The 15,652-nt window shown below is 71.6% G+C and carries 13 protein-coding genes, 1 tRNA gene and 1 pseudogene; 2 read left to right on the top strand and 13 right to left on the bottom strand.

The features are described 5' to 3' along the window. Nucleotides 1-50: 50 nt before the first annotated feature. The 11 genes and pseudogenes from AC6RUA_RS15075 to AC6RUA_RS15025 all read right to left on the bottom strand — a co-directional run bounded on the left by AC6RUA_RS15075 (nucleotide 51) and on the right by AC6RUA_RS15025 (nucleotide 10,082). Nucleotides 51-359 carry a hypothetical protein gene (locus tag AC6RUA_RS15075; protein ID WP_499813811.1) on the bottom strand — a complete coding sequence of 103 codons (309 nt, stop codon included), beginning with the start codon at nucleotides 357-359 and terminating at the stop codon, nucleotides 51-53. A 99-nt stretch (nucleotides 360-458) separates the two neighbouring features. Beyond that, nucleotides 459-767, bottom strand: coding sequence for a hypothetical protein (locus AC6RUA_RS15070; RefSeq protein ID WP_499813810.1), 309 nt, complete (start codon nucleotides 765-767; stop codon nucleotides 459-461). 1,096 nt (nucleotides 768-1,863) lie between these two features. Further along, nucleotides 1,864-1,938, bottom strand: a tRNA-Val gene (locus AC6RUA_RS15065). Between the two features lie 91 nt (nucleotides 1,939-2,029). After that, entirely contained in the window at nucleotides 2,030-2,305 is a 276-nt protein-coding gene (locus AC6RUA_RS15060; protein WP_499813809.1) for a ubiquitin-like small modifier protein 1, read from the bottom strand. A gap of 23 nt (nucleotides 2,306-2,328) precedes the next feature. Continuing rightward, on the bottom strand, nucleotides 2,329-3,684 hold the full coding sequence (locus AC6RUA_RS15055) for a DUF8167 domain-containing protein (protein ID WP_499813808.1): 1,356 nt from the start codon (nucleotides 3,682-3,684) through the stop codon (nucleotides 2,329-2,331). Continuing rightward, nucleotides 3,684-3,932 (bottom strand): TrkA C-terminal domain-containing protein, encoded by a 249-nt coding sequence (locus AC6RUA_RS15050; protein ID WP_499815457.1) that lies wholly within the window; start codon nucleotides 3,930-3,932, stop codon nucleotides 3,684-3,686. The genes AC6RUA_RS15055 and AC6RUA_RS15050 overlap by 1 nt, the downstream gene beginning before the upstream one ends. A gap of 78 nt (nucleotides 3,933-4,010) precedes the next feature. Further along, nucleotides 4,011-4,939 (bottom strand): annotated as a pseudogene (locus AC6RUA_RS15045) (DUF8167 domain-containing protein); the annotation flags it as partial. A gap of 65 nt (nucleotides 4,940-5,004) precedes the next feature. Beyond that, the gene (locus AC6RUA_RS15040) at nucleotides 5,005-5,637 is read right to left on the bottom strand and encodes a molybdenum cofactor guanylyltransferase (RefSeq protein ID WP_499813807.1); all 633 of its coding nucleotides are present in this window, start codon (nucleotides 5,635-5,637) and stop codon (nucleotides 5,005-5,007) included. Between the two features lie 63 nt (nucleotides 5,638-5,700). After that, nucleotides 5,701-7,779, bottom strand: coding sequence for an assimilatory nitrate reductase NasA (gene nasA / locus AC6RUA_RS15035; protein WP_499815456.1), 2,079 nt, complete (start codon nucleotides 7,777-7,779; stop codon nucleotides 5,701-5,703). Nucleotides 7,780-8,019: 240 nt separating this feature from the next. Then, nucleotides 8,020-8,316 carry a DUF6360 family protein gene (locus tag AC6RUA_RS15030; protein WP_499813806.1) on the bottom strand — a complete coding sequence of 99 codons (297 nt, stop codon included), beginning with the start codon at nucleotides 8,314-8,316 and terminating at the stop codon, nucleotides 8,020-8,022. Beyond that, on the bottom strand, nucleotides 8,316-10,082 hold the full coding sequence (locus tag AC6RUA_RS15025) for a nitrite/sulfite reductase (RefSeq protein WP_499813805.1): 1,767 nt from the start codon (nucleotides 10,080-10,082) through the stop codon (nucleotides 8,316-8,318). The genes AC6RUA_RS15030 and AC6RUA_RS15025 overlap by 1 nt, the downstream gene beginning before the upstream one ends. Nucleotides 10,083-10,783: 701 nt before the next feature. Between AC6RUA_RS15025 and AC6RUA_RS15020 the strand changes: the two genes are divergently transcribed. Then, complete coding sequence (locus AC6RUA_RS15020) at nucleotides 10,784-12,103, top strand: MFS transporter (protein WP_499813804.1); 1,320 nt, start codon at nucleotides 10,784-10,786, stop codon at nucleotides 12,101-12,103. Between the two features lie 179 nt (nucleotides 12,104-12,282). Then, complete coding sequence (locus AC6RUA_RS15015; RefSeq protein ID WP_499813803.1) at nucleotides 12,283-13,455, top strand: NAD-binding protein; 1,173 nt, start codon at nucleotides 12,283-12,285, stop codon at nucleotides 13,453-13,455. On the opposite strand, the gene AC6RUA_RS15010 is transcribed toward AC6RUA_RS15015, so the two are convergent. Together AC6RUA_RS15010 and AC6RUA_RS15005 are read right to left on the bottom strand one after the other, a co-directional pair. Further along, a complete protein-coding gene (locus AC6RUA_RS15010; protein ID WP_499813802.1) occupies nucleotides 13,452-14,912 on the bottom strand; it encodes a universal stress protein in 1,461 nt (486 codons plus the stop codon). The genes AC6RUA_RS15015 and AC6RUA_RS15010 overlap by 4 nt on opposite strands. A gap of 1 nt (nucleotide 14,913) precedes the next feature. Continuing rightward, nucleotides 14,914-15,639 carry a guanosine phosphorylase gene (locus tag AC6RUA_RS15005; protein WP_499813801.1) on the bottom strand — a complete coding sequence of 242 codons (726 nt, stop codon included), beginning with the start codon at nucleotides 15,637-15,639 and terminating at the stop codon, nucleotides 14,914-14,916. Nucleotides 15,640-15,652: the final 13 nt, after the last annotated feature.

The raw sequence follows: 15,652 nt of genomic DNA, 5'->3' as shown, positions 1-15,652 counted from the left end.
TCGCGGACGAACCCGCTCGTATCGACCGAGTCGGCACTGACCCCGAAGGCTCACGCCGCCACTGGAGTCGGACGCCACGAACGCCCGGCGACGACGTCTATCACCCTCCTCACCTCCGGCGGCAGCGTGTTCCACGTCGCCGAGGTACTCGTCCCCGTCGACTCCTGCGAGTCCGACACGTGGCCGTGAAGCCGGACCGCCGGCGTGCGCCCCCATGTGACCGGTGTCGGACCTTCGCGTACGGGGCGCTGTCTCTGTCGCGGTCGCGGGACGCGGGACCAGAACGCCACGCTTCCCTCGATGGGGTCGTCACGGTTCGATTTCACCCCCTCCGCGTCCGTGGCGGCCTCGACGCGCACCGTCCGCTCCTCGCAGTTCGGTGGCTCGTACGCGAGCGTGAGCCGGTCGTCCTTGCGACGTCCCGCGTCGGTCGGCGAACGCGTCTCCCGGGGCGCCGCTCACGCGTTCTCCTCCCCGTCCACCTCGACATCGTCGACCGGTTCGAAGTGGGGGTCGTGCGCGAGGATTTCCTCGAGCGGCTGTGGGTCGTGGAGCGTCCGCGTCCGGGCGTCGAAGATAGACGCCTCGACGTCGAGCGGGAGTGGTCCGCCGTCGCGTTCGTCGAGGAGCCCTCGCCGAACGACGAGAAACCGGTGCCCCGACCGGGCGACCACGTCGCCGCGGAGCTGGGCCCGCTCGCGGTCGGTAAGCTCATCGCGCCCGCGGGCCATCCAATCGGCGTTCTCCTCGTCGGTGAGGTCGACCATCAGCCCTCCTCCTCGTCGGGGACGTCGGCGATCTGCCGGAGCGTGCGCTCCTCGCCGGTCTCGTCGATAATCGTCCACACGTCCGAGGTGTCGCCCGGCTCCGAATCCATCCGGTCGCGGTCGACGTCCCGTCGTGAACGAGGTGGTTATACAGCGCCCACCCAGTGACGGTCTCGCCGGTCTCCTCGACGCGGTAGCGGCTCATATCGGGTGTCGCTCCCGGCTCGTGTATCTCTTTGAATGTTGCCATGTCGCACCATCCCCTCTCGGTGTGTGTTCCGCATCCGACTTGAACGACTCGCCGCCGGTGACCGGGACGGGATAACCGGAACCGCGGACAACGTGGGCCCGTCCGCGCCGGCTCCTGTCCGCTTGTCTTCGCGTCGACGCGCTCGCGGGCGGCCATCCGCCGGCCGCACGGTCGCCGTGATACCTGCCGGAGACGCGTGGCGAGAGCGCCACACTCCCGTCACCAAACGGGGGTAGCGCTAGAGCTCAGTCACGCGTCTCACGGCTCCCCCTCTCCCCTCACGCTGAGCGAGCGTCGAGTAGTCCGTCTACCCCGTCCGGATCGGGACCGGGCGTGCCGACGGGCGTCGACCACCGCCGCGTACAGCGTCGTCGGTCCACCGGGAGCACGTCGATTTCCTTCCCGTCGTACGTCCCCGCCGCGCCGTTCCGCGCGCACCCGCCGAGGCGTCGTCCGCTCCGACCGCGCCCCGCGCGTCGAACCGGTCGACGAGGTCGGTGGTCGCCTCGCGACCGTCCACGACGTCGTCACCCATTCGACGTGTCGACTCGCCCGTCCGGGAGCGACCGAATACGGACGATGGATAGTTCGGTCGTCGACGCGGGGTAGCGCGCGGAGTAGGACGCGCCGACCATCCGAAAGATAGCCCCCTCATCCACCGAGAGGGTCACGGTGACACCTTCCGTCGTCGAGAGCAGGACGTACCTGGTCCCTGTCGTGGATATTCCCCCAGAACCCACAGACCAGTGGCTCGACCTCGATGGTTAAGCTCACCGCGACCACCTCGCGGTAGTCGGCGCGGGCGTGACGGACCGCCGGCTGTTCGGCGAATCTGTGATAAGTAAGTGGGTTGGGGCAGATTTGAACTGCCGGCCTCCTCCATGTCAAGGAGGTGTCATAACCAGACTAGACCACCAACCCGCCGGGGCGTACTTCCGCGACTACGTCTTTCGCGGGTACCGTGTTGAAGGTTTCGAAACGGGGGCGCGACCGGGGCGCCGGCGGGCGCTTCTCACCCCCCACTGACCGGGGGGAACAGCGCGAGTTCGTCGCCCGGGTCGACGGGCGTGTCCAGCCCCTCCCGCTGGCGCACGTCGCGTCCGTTCCGGAGGAGGTTGACGTGTTCGCGGAGGTCCCCCTCGTCGTCGAGGACGCGCGTCGCGAGCGCCGGGTTGGCGTCGAGCAGAGCGTCGAGCGCCTCGCCGACCGTGTCCGCGTCGCCCGCGTCCACGTCGAGTTCGCGCCCGCCGGCCGCCTCGGCGAGGTCCGCGAACAGTTTCCAGCGCATACGCCACACTCCAGCCGCGGCGGTCAAGAGGGTTGCGCCCCGCGGGCGGTGTCGCCCGGAGGACCGCCGGCCCGCGCCTCGACGTCGCGCAGCGCGTCCGGCCGGGCGACGAGGTAGAGCACGTCGCCGGCTTCCAGCGTGCGCGCCCGGCGGGGGAGTGGGTCGACGCCCCCCGAGGCTGGTCGAACGGCGATGGCCGTCCCCGGCAGGTCGCCGACGGACGTGCCGACTAGCGCGCCGTCCTCGCCGACGGTCACGACCCCCATCGTCTCGTCGGCGGCGCGCAGTAGCGAGGCGAACTCCCGGTCGACCTGCGGGTCGGCGGGGAGGGTGACGAGGCGGTACTCCCGGTCGGTCGAGAGCGCCGGCGCGTCCGCCTCGTCGACGGCGACGGTCACCACGTCGCCGGCGGTCGCGCGCAGTTCCGCGGACGCGACGCGTTCCGGGGGGTCGTCCTCGCCGTCGTCGGCCGGGTTCTCGACCCCTCCGGTCGTCCAGACCTGCACCACGTCGCCCGCGCTCGCACCGCTGGGCGGGTCGGCCCGCAGCGGGACCGCGCAGGTCCCCGGGCCGAGCGTCGGTCCCAACCCCGCGACGCGCTGACCGACGGCGAGGTACGACACGTCCCCGTCGTCCGTCAGGTCGAGGTCGACGTGCGAGATGCCGTAGTCGTTCTTCAAGCGCGTTGCCAGCCGGTCGCGTAGGTCGGTCCCGGTGGGCCGCCGCGGGAGGATGAGCGTCGTGCCCGCGAGGCGCTCGACCGTCGCGGCCGGGACCGGGTCGTGCCCCTCGATGACGTCGATGCCCGTCGGGAGCGTGACCGGCGTGACGCGGCCGACCGTCCGGACGAGGCGGCTCACCTCCCCCTCGACCCGGTCGGCCCCGGCGACGGCGACGACGCTCGTGGCGAACCCGTCGCCGAGTCGGCGGCCGAGCGGGGTGGCGAGCGCCGCGACGGCGAGCGTCGCGGTGTTCGACAGCACGGTCACAGTCGCGAAGGGGTCCGACGACGACGCCGGCGCGCCCGGGACGCCGGAGGGGACGAGCTGGGCGAACAGCCCGATGGTGTTGAGGTACATCGCGACCGCCCCCACTCCGAGCAGGGCGGCCAGTCCGGTGGGAATCGGTTCGCGGACGTACCAGCGGTACGCGAGCGCCGCGAGCGCCGAGACCGCGACCGACACGAACGCGAACCCGCCGACTCGGGCCGCACGAGTCGCGAGCGCCCGAGAGACCTGCGCCACCTGTGACACCTGTCCCGCCTGTGACGCCGCGCCGGCCGACGCGACCGTCGTCGAGCCACCGGCGAGTCCGCCGAGGCCGAACCACGTGAACTCCCCGAACGCCGCTCCGACCCCCGCGACGACCGGGTCGGGCATCAGGTCACCTCCGACGCGAACCGGTCGAGCGCGCCGGTCCGCCCGACGGCGATGATGTCGTCGCCCGCGTGCATCGGCGTCCGTCCCGCGGGCGCGACCGTCCAGCGACCGTCGGCCCTGACCGCGAGCACGGCCACCTCGTACTCGGACCGGACGGAGGCCTCCGCGAGCGTCCGGCCGTCGAGCGGGCCGTCGGCGCGGACGGTGAGTCGCCGGAACCGTCGCCCCGCGCGCCGGAGCAGCGACACGAGTTCGAACTCCCGGCGCGTCCCGCGCGACCGGACGACCAGTCGGCGGACGCTCGCGCCCAGCAACGCCTCCGCGGCGCCGCGGTCGACGGCGACGGTGACGCGGCCCTCCCCCCGGTCGTCGTCGGGAACCGCGGTGCCGCCGCCGACTCGTCCGTCCCGCCGTCCGTCGCGGCGGGGTCGCCGGTCTCGTTCGCGCCGGTGGCGGTGCTCCCGACACTCCCGGCGCTCGCGCCGCCCGACGCCGCGCTCACGACCGTCCCGTCGTGGCGGCCGCCGTCCGTGACGACGGTCACCTCGTCGCCACGCGCCAGCCCCGTCGGGACGAGCGTCGAGAGCGAGACGGCCCGCTTGCCGGAGGGGACGCGTTTCGAGAGCGCGCCGACCGGCGGCGCGGCGGCGACTGTCGCGTGTGCCCGTTCGTCGAGCCTGACGGTCACGTCCGCGAGGTCGAACTCAGCGCGGAGACGCTCTTCCACCTTCGACTCCAGTTCCACGAGCGGAACGTCGGCCGGGAAGGGAGCGGCGAACTCCCCGACTCGGGCGCGCAGGTCCGCCGGCAGCGGCGGGTACCCCTCCATGTCGTCGACGGCGCCGGAGACGACGACGCGGACCTGTCCGCGGCCGCTCGCCAGGTCGACGACGTCGGCCGAGAGCGTCCGCTCGGTCAGGTCGCGGAGGTTGATGCGCTTCGGCATCGACGCGCCCATGGCGTCGCCCTTGGCGTGCGCGTACAGCGACAGCATCAGGATGACGATGATGCCGACGAGTAGCGCCGTCTCGTTCGTCGACTGCTGGATGCCCTCGTCGGTCAGCGCGAGCAGTCCCCCGTTGACACCGGCGACCGCGAGCGCGAGCGCGACGACACCGAACCCGGGAATCGTCACGCCCGTGAAGTACTTGAACAGAAAGCCGAGTCCCCACGAGAGGAGCGCGGGGACGATGCCCGTGAGCAGGCCGAGATACACCCCCAGGAGCACCTGCACCGGGAACGCGGTAGAGACCATACCGTCGGGTGTAGCCCGGTACACAAATCGGTACCGACGGGCGGTACGCGCCCGACCGGCGGCGGTCAGTCGTCGACGGCGCGCGGCGCGGGCGGCGCAGCGTCGAGTTCGCGGGCCGCCGCCGTCGCGGCCGCCGGGGTGTCGACGCTTCGGAACGGGACGCTCGGTGCCCGCTCGGCGTCGACCGCGAGGCGGTCCAGCACCTCCGCCAGTCGCCCGTCCGCGCCGACCGCCTCGCAGGCGTCCCGCGCCGGGCCGACGCGGTACGCTCCTCCGAGCGGCTGTCGCCGTCCGTCCGCGACGCCCACCGCCGTCTCGACCCCGGAACCGAGTCGCGCGAACAGGTCGCGGACGGTCGCGGCGTCGAGGAACGGCATGTCACAGCCCACGACGAGCGCGCGGTCGGCGTCGGTCGCGGCGAGGCCCGCGCGCATGCCGACGACGGGGCCGGCGTCGGACACCGGGTCGAGCGCGAACCGGACGGGGCGGTCGCCGAGCGCCGCGGAGAAGGGGTCGCGCTGGTCGGTGCGACAGTTGACGACGAGCGAATCGACGGCCGGACCGAGCCGGTCGAGCACGCGCGCCAGCATCGGTGCGCCTCCGAGGTCGGCGAGTGCCTTGTCCCGCGGGCCGAACCGCCGCGAGCGGCCGCCCGCGAGGACGACAAGCGTGCGGTCCGCGTCGCCCGCGTCGCTCACGGCGGGACCGCCGGGAGAGCCACGTCGTCGGACCCGGTGGTTGACCGTCCCGGTGCCGGCGTGTCAGTCATCGTCCGTCGCCTCCGCGTCGACCGTCGCGGCGCACCGGGGGGCTCCGACAGACTGGAGCCGAACCGCGCACTGCTTGAAGTTCGGCTCGTCCGAACGGGGGTCCGTCTCCGGGAGGGTGAGTTCGTTCGTCCGTGGGTGGTGGATGGGGAGCCAGACCAGCCCCTCCGGCACGGCGGGGTCGGCCTCGGGTCGCACCGGGACCGTCGCGCGGCGCGAACGGAGCGCCGCCGCCTCGCCAGCGCCGTCGACGCCGGCGTCGTCGAGCGTCGTCGGGTGGACGCGGGCGAGCGGCGCGTCCGGGGTCGACTGCGGTTCGCGCGAGCGGACGCCCGTGTTGTAGCCGTCCGCCTCCCGGCCGGTGGTCAACACGAGCGGGTGCGTCTCGTCGGGGGGTTCGGGCACGCCGTCGTGGGTGGCCGTCGAGAAGCGCGCCCGCCCGGAGGGCGTCTCGAACGTCCACTCCCGGTCCTCACCGTCCCCGTCGAGGTAGCGGTACCCCCCCTGCGAGGCGGCGTCCGGGGCCGGCCAACGGACCGCTCCCTCCGCGTCGAGGCGGGCGTAGCTGACCCCCGAGAGGTCCGCGGGCGTCCCCGCTGTGAGCGCCGCGAACTCGTCGAACACCGACTCGGGGTCGGTTCGGTCGAAGAGGCCCGGGTCGACCCGGTCGCCGACCGACGTGACGACGTCGAGGTCGGTCCGGACGTCCGCCGGGAGGTCCATCGCCGGGCGGACGCGCGACACTCGCCGCTCCATGTTCGTCGCCGTGCCCTCGGACTCACCCCAGGTCGCCGCCGGCAGGACGACGTCCGCGAGCTCTGCCGTCTCGGTGCGGAACGCGTCCTGTACGACGAGAAACGCCTCCTCCAGTCGGTCGCGGACCGCCGTGGCGTCGGGCATTCCGACGACGGGATTCGTCGCCACCGCCCACACCGCCTCGACCGGACCGTCCGCGACGGCCTCGAGCGTCCCGACGGGGCCGGGGCCGGGGTCGTCCGGGAGCCTGTCGGGCGGGACCCCCCACGCCTCCGCGACGACGCGCCGCTCGGCGGGGTCGTCGAACGGGCGCTGCCCGGGCCACGTCCCCTTCGAGGAGCAGACGCGGGTGCCCATCGAGTTCGCCTGTCCGGTCAGCGAGAACGGCCCGGTCCCCGGTCCCACGTTGCCGGTCGCCAGACACAGGTCGACGAGCGCGGCCGCGGTGTTCGTACCCTGGACGCTCTGGTTCACGCCCATCCCCCAGTAGACGAGCGTCCGGTCGGTCAGCGCGTCCGCGAGCGCGTCGACCGTCTCGACGCCGACGCCGGCGGTCGCCGCGGCCGACTCGACGGACGGGAGCGTATCGACCAGGTCCGCGAACCCGGTCGTGGCCGAGTCGACGAACCCGCGGTCGACCTCGCCCCGTTCGACCACCCGTGCGAGCACCGCGCGGGCGAGCGCGAGGTCGGTGCCCGGGTCGGGGCGGACGTGGTCGTCCGCGACGCCAGCCGTCTTCGTCTCGACGGGGTCGACCACGACGAGGCGACTCCCGTCGTCGCGCGCGCTCTCCGCTATCCAGCGGAACATCACCGGGTGAGCGACCGCCGGGTTCGCCCCCCAGACGAGGTGGGTGCGCGCGTCCGGGATGTCGTCGTACGTACACGGCGGTGCGTCGCTCCCGAACGCGTCGTAGTAGGCGGTCACCGCGCTCGCCATACACAGCGTCGTGTTCGCGTCGTAGTACCGCGTGCCGAACCCGCCGCGGGCGAGTTTGCCGAGCGCGTACGCCGCCTCGTTGGTCTGCTGGCCGCTCCCGAGGACCGCGACGCCGTCCCGGTCGGCCTCCAGCGCGTCGGTGAACGCCGCGACGGCCCGGTCGAGCGCCTCGTCCCACGTCGTCGGCACCAGCGTGTCCCCCTTGCGAACGAGCGGCCGGGTGAGCCACTCGCCGTCGGGGTCGACCGTCTCCTCGATGCCGCGCGGGCACGCCAGTCCGCGGTTCACCGGATGAGAGACGTCGCCCTGTGCCGAGCCGATGCCGTACCCGGTGTCGACGCGGTGGTGGAGGTGACCGCAGCCCACCGCACACCGCATGCACGTCGTCGGAACCGGTTCGGACCCGTCGGGGTCACCGGAGTCGGAGTCACTCACGCGAGTCTCCCCCGTGTGGCGAGCGCGAGCGGGGAGTGCACCGACCGTGCTCAAGCGAGTCACCTCCCGTCGCGGGGGTGCGTCCCGGGTGCACGGCGGCGAGCAGTTCGGGTGCCGCGTCCGCGGGTGCGTTCGTCGGCGACGCCGGTGCGTCGTCGTCGAGCGGGGAGTTTCCCGCCATCGTCACCCCCGCCCGCTCGTCATCGCCTCGCCGGCCTCGGCGGCCGCGGCGGCCTCCTCCAGGTCGGCGGCGAGCGTCCGGGCCTGGTCGGGCGTGAGCGGGACGTAGTCGGCGTGGTGCGGGAGGTTCGCCGTGTCGCTCGGGTCGAGTTCCAGTCCGAGCGAGACCGTGGACTCACCCGCCGGCGACCTCACGTCGAGGACGGCCACCGCCTCGTCCGTCCACCCGTCCCCTTCGGCGCGGGCGGGGACGTGGTCGAGCGTGGTGTACGCGGTCACGTCGAGCCGTCGGGAACGCATCAGTCTTCGACCTCCAGGGGCGTGCCGTCGGCCGCCGTCGGCGCGGGGCTGGGACCGTCGTCGAACGGGTACCACGACTGCTTCCCGTCGTACAGACAGGGGTCCTCGTACCCCTCGACCTCCTCGGGTTCCGCGAGTTCGATGAGCGCCCCCTGCCCGGTGGCGTCGACCCACTCGCGGAACGTCTGGCCGTCCTCGCGGAGCGCCGCGAACGCCTCGACGAGGTTCCGAATCATCCCCGGTACCTCGTCGGCCGGGACGCGCTGGCGGACCCACTCGATGAACGACGGCTCCTCGCCGATGCCGCCGCCGACGCCCACGTCGAGCGCCTCGACCATCTCGCCGTTCTTCTGTGCGCGCATCCCCTGCAGGCCGATGTCGGCGGTCATCGCCTGCCCGCAGTCGGCCGTGCAGCCGGAGTAGTGGATCTTGATGCGGTCGACGTCGTCCGGGAGTTCGACCTCGTCGCGGAGCCACCGCAGCATCCGGGCCGTCCGCGCTTTCGTCTCGGTGAGCGCGAGCGAGCAGAACTCCGTGCCCGTACACGCCATCGCCCCCTGGACGAACGGGTTCGGTTCGGGCGTGTGTCTCTCCAGCAGCGGTTCGGCCAGCAGGTCGTCGAGCCGGTCGTCGGGCACGTCCATGACGAGCGGGTTCTGCCGGCGGGTGAGCCTGACCTCGCCGGAGCCGTACTCGTCCGCGAGGTCGGCGAGTTCGATGGCCTCCTCGGCGGTGAGCCGACCGACGGCGACCGAGAGGCCGACGTAGTTCCGTCCGTCCGCCTGTCCGTACACGCCGACGTGGTCGTGGGGACCGTGCGCGGACGACCGACCGGCGTTATACGTGTACTCGCCGCGGAAGTCCGTCCCCGCGCGTTCGGGCTCGAACGACAGGCGGTCGACCATCGCCTCCCGGATGGCGCCGGTCCCCTCGTCGTCGACGAAGAAGCGCGCGCGGTTCTTGGAGCGGTTCTGGCGGTTCCCCGCCTCGTGGTAGTACTCGACGAACGTCCGGACCGTCTCGTACGCCCGCTCCGGCCGGACGAACAGGTCGAGCGAACGGGCGCGGCGCGGCTCGCGACCCCCGAGTCCGCCCCCGACGCGCACGTTGAACCCCTCGACGTCCTCGCCGTCGACGAGTTTGTGCGCCGGTTCGAGACCGACGTCGTTGATCGAGTCCTGCGCGCAGCCCTGCCGGCAGCCCGAGACGGAGATGTTGAACTTCCGGGGCATGTTACACAGGTCGTCGTCCCCCCGGATGCCCGCCTGAATCTCGTCGAGGAGGTCGCGGGTCTCGACGTACTCCTCGGCCTTCCCGGCGACCGGACACCCCGAGATGTTGCGCATCGTATCGCCGCCGGCCGACCGGGACGACACCCCGACGGCCTCGAGTTTCTCCCAGATGTCGGGAACGTCCTCCAGTTTGAGCCAGTGTAGTTGTATCGACTGGCGCGTCGTGAGGTCGACCCAGGCGTCGCCGAACTCCGGGTTCTCGACCGGACCGGTCGCGTACTCGTCGGCCACCTCGCCGATGGCGCGCAACTGGCGGGGTTCGAGCACCCCGCCGCAGTTGGTCAGCCGCATCATGAAGTACGACTCCTGCCCCGAGCGGTGGTGGAAGACGCCCCAGAACTTGAACCGTGTGAACCACTCGTCGCGCTCCTCCTCGGGGATGGAGTCCCAGCCCCGTTCGGCGAACTCGACGAGTTTCTCCCGGACCTCGTCCCCGTACAGTTCCTCCTTCCAGTCTTCCTTCTTATGCGCCACGACGGACTCCTCCGAGTGAAAAGTGTGCCACCATGATTCGTTCTCGGATGAGGCCACACACGTGCCCACCAATAAGCGTTATCTACAATGGAATGGGGGTCTGAATCCGGGTATAGGTAGAATAAATACAATATGGATCGGTACCCCCTCCGTTTCGGAGGATTTCCCCCGTAGAACTGACGAAGCGGTCACGTCACGCTCCTCCCGAACGAGTACTTCGAGGTAGAGACCCCAACGCACCGGCTGAGGGGGTCCTTCCGCCGGGACGGCCACGCGGCACCCGACGACGGGGACGGACTCGCGACTCCGGTGGGACAACCGGACCGACTGGCGAAGTGCGTCCCCCGACCGGGGCGGCGAATCGCGGACCAGTACGGCGATTCGACGCGGGGGACGCCGAGGCCCTCAGTGGGCGTCGGTTACCGCGAACTGCCGTGCGCGCGTCGCTCGCTCGAAATCGGTCGGTTGTTCGTCCACCTTTCTGCCGATGAACGGCATTTAAGAGATAATATTCCGCGAAGGTGTGTCCATTCGACCAACAAATTACGGCGAATCGGGAACACGTAAAGGAGTACAGTTATCAGACGCTAGTCGGCCTCTCCGTCCATGAGCGCACGTCACAGCGCCGAGCAGGAGTTCGACCTCACGGGGCGGACCGCGACCACGCGTCGGCGACGCGCGGCCGGAAACGGAGGTGGGGCATGGGGCTGATCAGGATGACGAAGTACCGGACGCTGCTACTCGCGACGGTGGGGTTCAACTTCTCGTTCCTCATCTGGTTCTCGTTCGCCCCGTTCACGGGACCGATGGCGGAGGAGTTCGGCCTCTCGCTCGCAGAGATCGGCATCCTGGCGAGCGCCGCCATCTGGCTGGCCCCGTTCGGCCGCATCCTGACCGGGTGGCTCTCGGACAAGTTCGGCGCCCCGTCGGTGTTCGCCATCGTCCTGGGGTACGTCGGCGTGTTCTCCATCGCGTCGGCGTTCGCGCAGTCGTACACGGTGTTCTTCGTCGAACGGCTGATCGTCGCGACGGCCGGAATCACGTTCGTCATCGGAATCCAGCACGTCTCCGAGTGGTTCGAGGAGGAGGAACTGGGGACCGCCGAGGGAATCTACGCGGGCGTCGGCAACGCCGGCGCGGCCGGCGGGGCGCTCGTCCTCCCGCGGGTGTTCGGACCGAACTGGAACGGGCCGCTGTTCTCGACGAACTGGCGGGCCGCCTTCTTCTACACGGGCGTCGTCGCCATCGGTCTCGGGGTCGCGTACTACCTCCTGGGCGAAGCGGCGAAGAACGACGTGAAACGGCAGGCGACCAAGGACAACGCCAGCTTCCGGGGCTGGCTGTACACCGCGACGCGGTACGGGACCGTCGTCCTCGCGTTCGCGTACGTGATGACGTTCGGCCTCGAACTGTCGATGAACGGCTGGCTCGCCACCTACTACCGCGAGGGGTTCGACACCGACAACCTCGTCCTCGCGAGCACGTTCGCGGCGACGTTCTCGGTCGCGGCCGGACTGCTCCGACCCGTCGGCGGCTACGTCAGCGACCGACTCGCGCGCGCCGAGCGCGACATCCTGCCCCTGTTTCGCGGCCGCTACCGCGAGCAGTGGACGTTCGTCTCGCTGTGTTTCGTCGTCGCGACGATGTTCGTGATGACGCTCGCTGGGCTGTCCGGCGAGATTCTGCTCGCGGTCGGTGCCGGGTTCCTCGTGGGGATGGCCTGCGCCTTCGCCGAGGGGGCGATCTTCGCGCAGGTCCCCGCGATGTTCCCCGACAGTTCGGGAGCCGTCGCGGGCGTCGTCGGCGGCGTCGGCACCGTCGGCGGCATCGTCTACCCGCTGGTGTACGCAGCCCCTCTGCTCCCGAACCTCCACACCGGCTACGCCGTCGTCGCCGTCTCGATGCTCCCCATCGTCCTCCTGACGGCGTGGGTGTTCCAGCCGCGCATCGCGCGGGTCGCCAACGACCGGGGGTTCGTCGGCGGGACGAGCGCCGAACCCGCGTCCGGCGAGGGCGACTGACTCGGAAACCGCGACCCGCATCCACCCGAGCGGGGTCGACGGTCGACGAGACGCACCGTTCGCTGACGGGGCACTGGCGGGGAGAATCGGTCTCTCCTTCGACTCCCTGACCGGGCGCGCTCGCGTCTCGCCAATCCCGGACGGCGAGACTTTTACCGACCCCGTGCCGAGGGCGGGGTATGGCCGACTGGCAGGACCGCATCGGCGGGCGCGCGGCGGTGTGGCTCGCCGGCGCCGCCGCCGTGCTCTCGGTGCTCGTCGGTATCGGCGGCATCTTCACCGTCGGTCCACAGCTTCCGGTGGGTCAGTACGTCCCCGAGGCGCTGACGACGCTCGCCGGCTTCACGGGGACGATAACGGGGTTTCTCCTGCTCGCGTCGACGCTGGCGCTCCGGCGGGGGTACCGCGCGGGCTGGTACGCCGCGCTCGTACTGCTCCCGCTCACGGCCCTGCAGGGGCTGGCGGCGGGGACGTACCCGAGCGTCCTGCTCGCGGTCACCTCGCTGCTCGCCATCGCGGCGCTGGCGCGAAACCGCCGGCTGTTCGCCAACGAGTTCGACCTCACGACGACGCAACTCGCGTCGCTCGCGGCGCTCGTCGGCTCGCTCGGCTACAGCACCGCCGGAGCGTACGCGCTCCAGGACCACTTCGCCGGGGTGGACTCCATCACCGACGCCGTCTACTTCTCGGTCGTCACCGCCTCGACGGTGGGGTACGGCGACGTGACGCCGACGACCGACCTGGGACGCTGGTTCGCCATGTCGGCGCTCGTCCTCAACGTCGCCGCCTTCGCCGTCGCGCTCGGGGTGCTGTTCACTCCCGCCATCGAAGCCCGCCTCACCACCGCGCTCGGACGCATGACAGACACCAACCTCGACATCCTCGAACGACACGTCCTCGTGCTCGGGCACGGGGAACTGACCGAACCGCTCATCGAAGAACTCGCCGCCGCCGGCGTGGAGTTCCTCGTCGTCACGCCCGACGAGGCCGTCGCCCGGTCGCTCCGCGAGCGCGAGATAGACGTGCTCACCGCCGACCCCTCGGGCGAGGAGCCGCTCACCCGCGCGAAGGTGACGGAGGCGCGCGCCGTCGTCGCCGCGACGAACGACGACGCCGAGGACGCGCTCGCCATCCTCACGGCGAGACAGCTCAACCCCGAGGTGACCATCGTCGCCGCCGCGACCGAACGCGAGAACGTGAACAAGCTGAAGCGCGCCGGCGCGAACACCGTCATCTCCCCCGCGAGCATCGGTGGCCACCTCCTCGTGGAGTCCGCGCTGGAGAAGGGCGACTCCGAGGCGGTGGCGCGCGAGATACTCGAGGAGGACGAGGCGGACGAGCGAGGGCGCTAGCCGGGCGAGCCGCGGTCGACGACCGCCACGTCACAGTCCAGGTCGCGGAGCCGCTCGAACGTCGGGGGCGACACCGCCCGCGAGGCCGCCGAGCGGTCGCGCGAGGAGCCGAGCAGGACGAGGTCGTACGCGCCGGCGTTCGCCTCGATGAAGTCGAGCACGTCCGCTCGCGCGACGCGGGTCTCGATGGGGCCGTCGACGGCGTCGACGATGTTCGAGAGCCGGTTCTCCGCGGGTCGACGCTCCACCTCGCGGTCGATGCAGGTGCACACCGAGACGCTCCCCGACCGGCCCGCGAGCCGCGTGGCGAAGTCGACCATCGCGTGCGCGGAGTCGCCCGGGCGGGACACCGGGACGAGTACGCGCCGCCATCGCTCTCTGCCGGTCACCGACCGGAACGCGATGGCGTCGGTCGGGTCGCGGAACACGGTCCGGACGAACTCCGAGAGGAGACCGCGGTCCTCCTCGTACGGCGCGACGATGAGGTCGCAGTTCGACGCGCGCGCGGTCTCCAGCGTCGTCGACGCCGGCCGGCCGCTGGCGACCACCACCTCGCAGGGGACGCCCACGCGGGTCCGGACGGTCGCGGCGCACTCCTCCAGCCGGCGGGCCGACTCCACCGCCGCCCGGCGCGTCTCCTCCTCTTCGATGTCCTCGATGCGCTCGGACGGGGCGGACGCGCCCGCGCGGGTCCCGCCCACCGCGGACTGTTCGGCGGCGGCGACCCGCTCGTCGTCGACCACGTCGAGGAGGACGACCTTCCCGGCCTCGTGGGCGGCCGCCAGCCGCGCGCCGAACAGCGCCGTCGTGAGCTGGGACTCGCCGCGCATCGGGACGAGCACGTGGTCGTCCGCGCGGGTCGTCCCGTAGAGGTACCGGGCGCGCTGCTGGTAGAACTGGCGCCGCCACAGCGCGAACGCGCCCGCGACGAGGGCGCTCGCGACGAGGATGAACCCGACGTACACCTCGGGGCGCTCCGGCGCCGCGAGCACGAGCAGCGCCGATGAGAACGCCGACGGCTCCTCCACGTCGAGTAGCCACGTGACCCCGCCGGTCAGCAGCAGCGAGAGGCCGGCGCTGAGCGGCGAGACCAACGCGTCGGCCGGCACCGCGAGCAGCGACGACTCGACTCCGAGCGCGAACCACCCACAGGCCGCACCGGCGGTGAGTCCCACGACGAACTTCAGCGGGTCCGAGTACTTCCCCTCCGGGTTCGCGAACAGGGTGTACGTCCCCGACGCGAGCGGCGGGAACAAGAGCACGGGCAGCAGTTCGTCGAACGCGTTCGACAACTGGGTGACCACCGCGACGAGCACCGGGACGAACAGCAGCACCGAGAGGTGGACCAGGTTGTCCGTCTCCTCGAGCCACATCCGGAGCTCGGCGAGTTCGCGCCGTTCGAGCCGCCGGACCCGGCGGGCGGCCGCCGCGAGCCGGGCGGTCAGCCGCTCGAACATCTCACAGCCGAGTGACGGCGTCGAGACTGATACCGATGGCGCGGCCGACGTTGTTCTTCGCCTTCTCGGGGAGTTCCTCCTCGGAGTCCGCGCCCTTCTGGGTACCCTCGACGAGGTTCCCGTCGGCGGTACAGATGGCACCCGCGCGCATGCCGCGGCGGCGCGCGAGCGAGAAGACGGCCGCCGCCTCCATCTCGATGGCGAGCAGGTTCGCGGCCTCCCAGTCGGCGACGTACGCCTCCGACTCGTTGTAGAACGCGTCGTCGGAGACGATGGGGCCGACGTGGACCGCCTCGTCGCGGGCCTCGGCGGCGTCCACGAGCGCGGTCAGCGTCCCGTAGTCGGGCGTCGCGGGGTACGTCTCGGACTCGTAGCGCTTGCTCGTCCCCTCCTCCTTGGCGGCGCCGGTGGCGACGACCATGTCGCCGATGTCGACGTGCGACTGGAGCGCCCCGCAGGTGCCGACGCGGACGACCGTCTCGACGCCGACGTTGTGCAACTCCTCGATAGCGATGGCCGCGGACGGACACCCGATTCCGGTCGAGCAGACGGTGAGGTCGACCCCCTCGTAGCTCGCGTTGACGATGCGGTACTCCCGGTTCTCGGAGACGAACTCCGACTCGTCGCACTGGTCTGCGATGCGGTCTACGCGACCGGGGTTGCCCGGGACGAGCGCGACGTCGTGAACGTCGCCCTCGTCCACGAGCAGGTGGGGCTGGTTGGCCATACCGTCGGGTTCC

Source organism: Halorarum sp. SLYT50 (assembly GCF_059821265.1).
The sequence above is the reverse complement of the archived record's forward strand: the minus strand, read 5'-3'. Positions and strand labels throughout refer to the sequence as shown.

What these genes read in the sequence shown, in the direction of transcription:
- AC6RUA_RS15070 (WP_499813810.1), bottom strand. Translation starts at nt 767, where the DNA reads ATGGTCGACCTCACCGACGAGGAGAACGCCGATTGGATGGCCCGCGGG.
- AC6RUA_RS15060 (WP_499813809.1), bottom strand. Translation starts at nt 2,305, where the DNA reads ATGCGCTGGAAACTGTTCGCGGACCTCGCCGAGGCGGCCGGCGGGCGC.
- AC6RUA_RS15055 (WP_499813808.1), bottom strand. Translation starts at nt 3,684, where the DNA reads ATGCCCGACCCGGTCGTCGCGGGGGTCGGAGCGGCGTTCGGGGAGTTC.
- nasA (WP_499815456.1), bottom strand. Translation starts at nt 7,779, where the DNA reads ATGCGGTGTGCGGTGGGCTGCGGTCACCTCCACCACCGCGTCGACACC.
- AC6RUA_RS15030 (WP_499813806.1), bottom strand. Translation starts at nt 8,316, where the DNA reads ATGCGTTCCCGACGGCTCGACGTGACCGCGTACACCACGCTCGACCAC.
- AC6RUA_RS15020 (WP_499813804.1), top strand. Translation starts at nt 10,784, where the DNA reads ATGGGGCTGATCAGGATGACGAAGTACCGGACGCTGCTACTCGCGACG.
- AC6RUA_RS15015 (WP_499813803.1), top strand. Translation starts at nt 12,283, where the DNA reads ATGGCCGACTGGCAGGACCGCATCGGCGGGCGCGCGGCGGTGTGGCTC.
- AC6RUA_RS15010 (WP_499813802.1), bottom strand. Translation starts at nt 14,912, where the DNA reads ATGTTCGAGCGGCTGACCGCCCGGCTCGCGGCGGCCGCCCGCCGGGTC.
- AC6RUA_RS15005 (WP_499813801.1), bottom strand. Translation starts at nt 15,639, where the DNA reads ATGGCCAACCAGCCCCACCTGCTCGTGGACGAGGGCGACGTTCACGAC.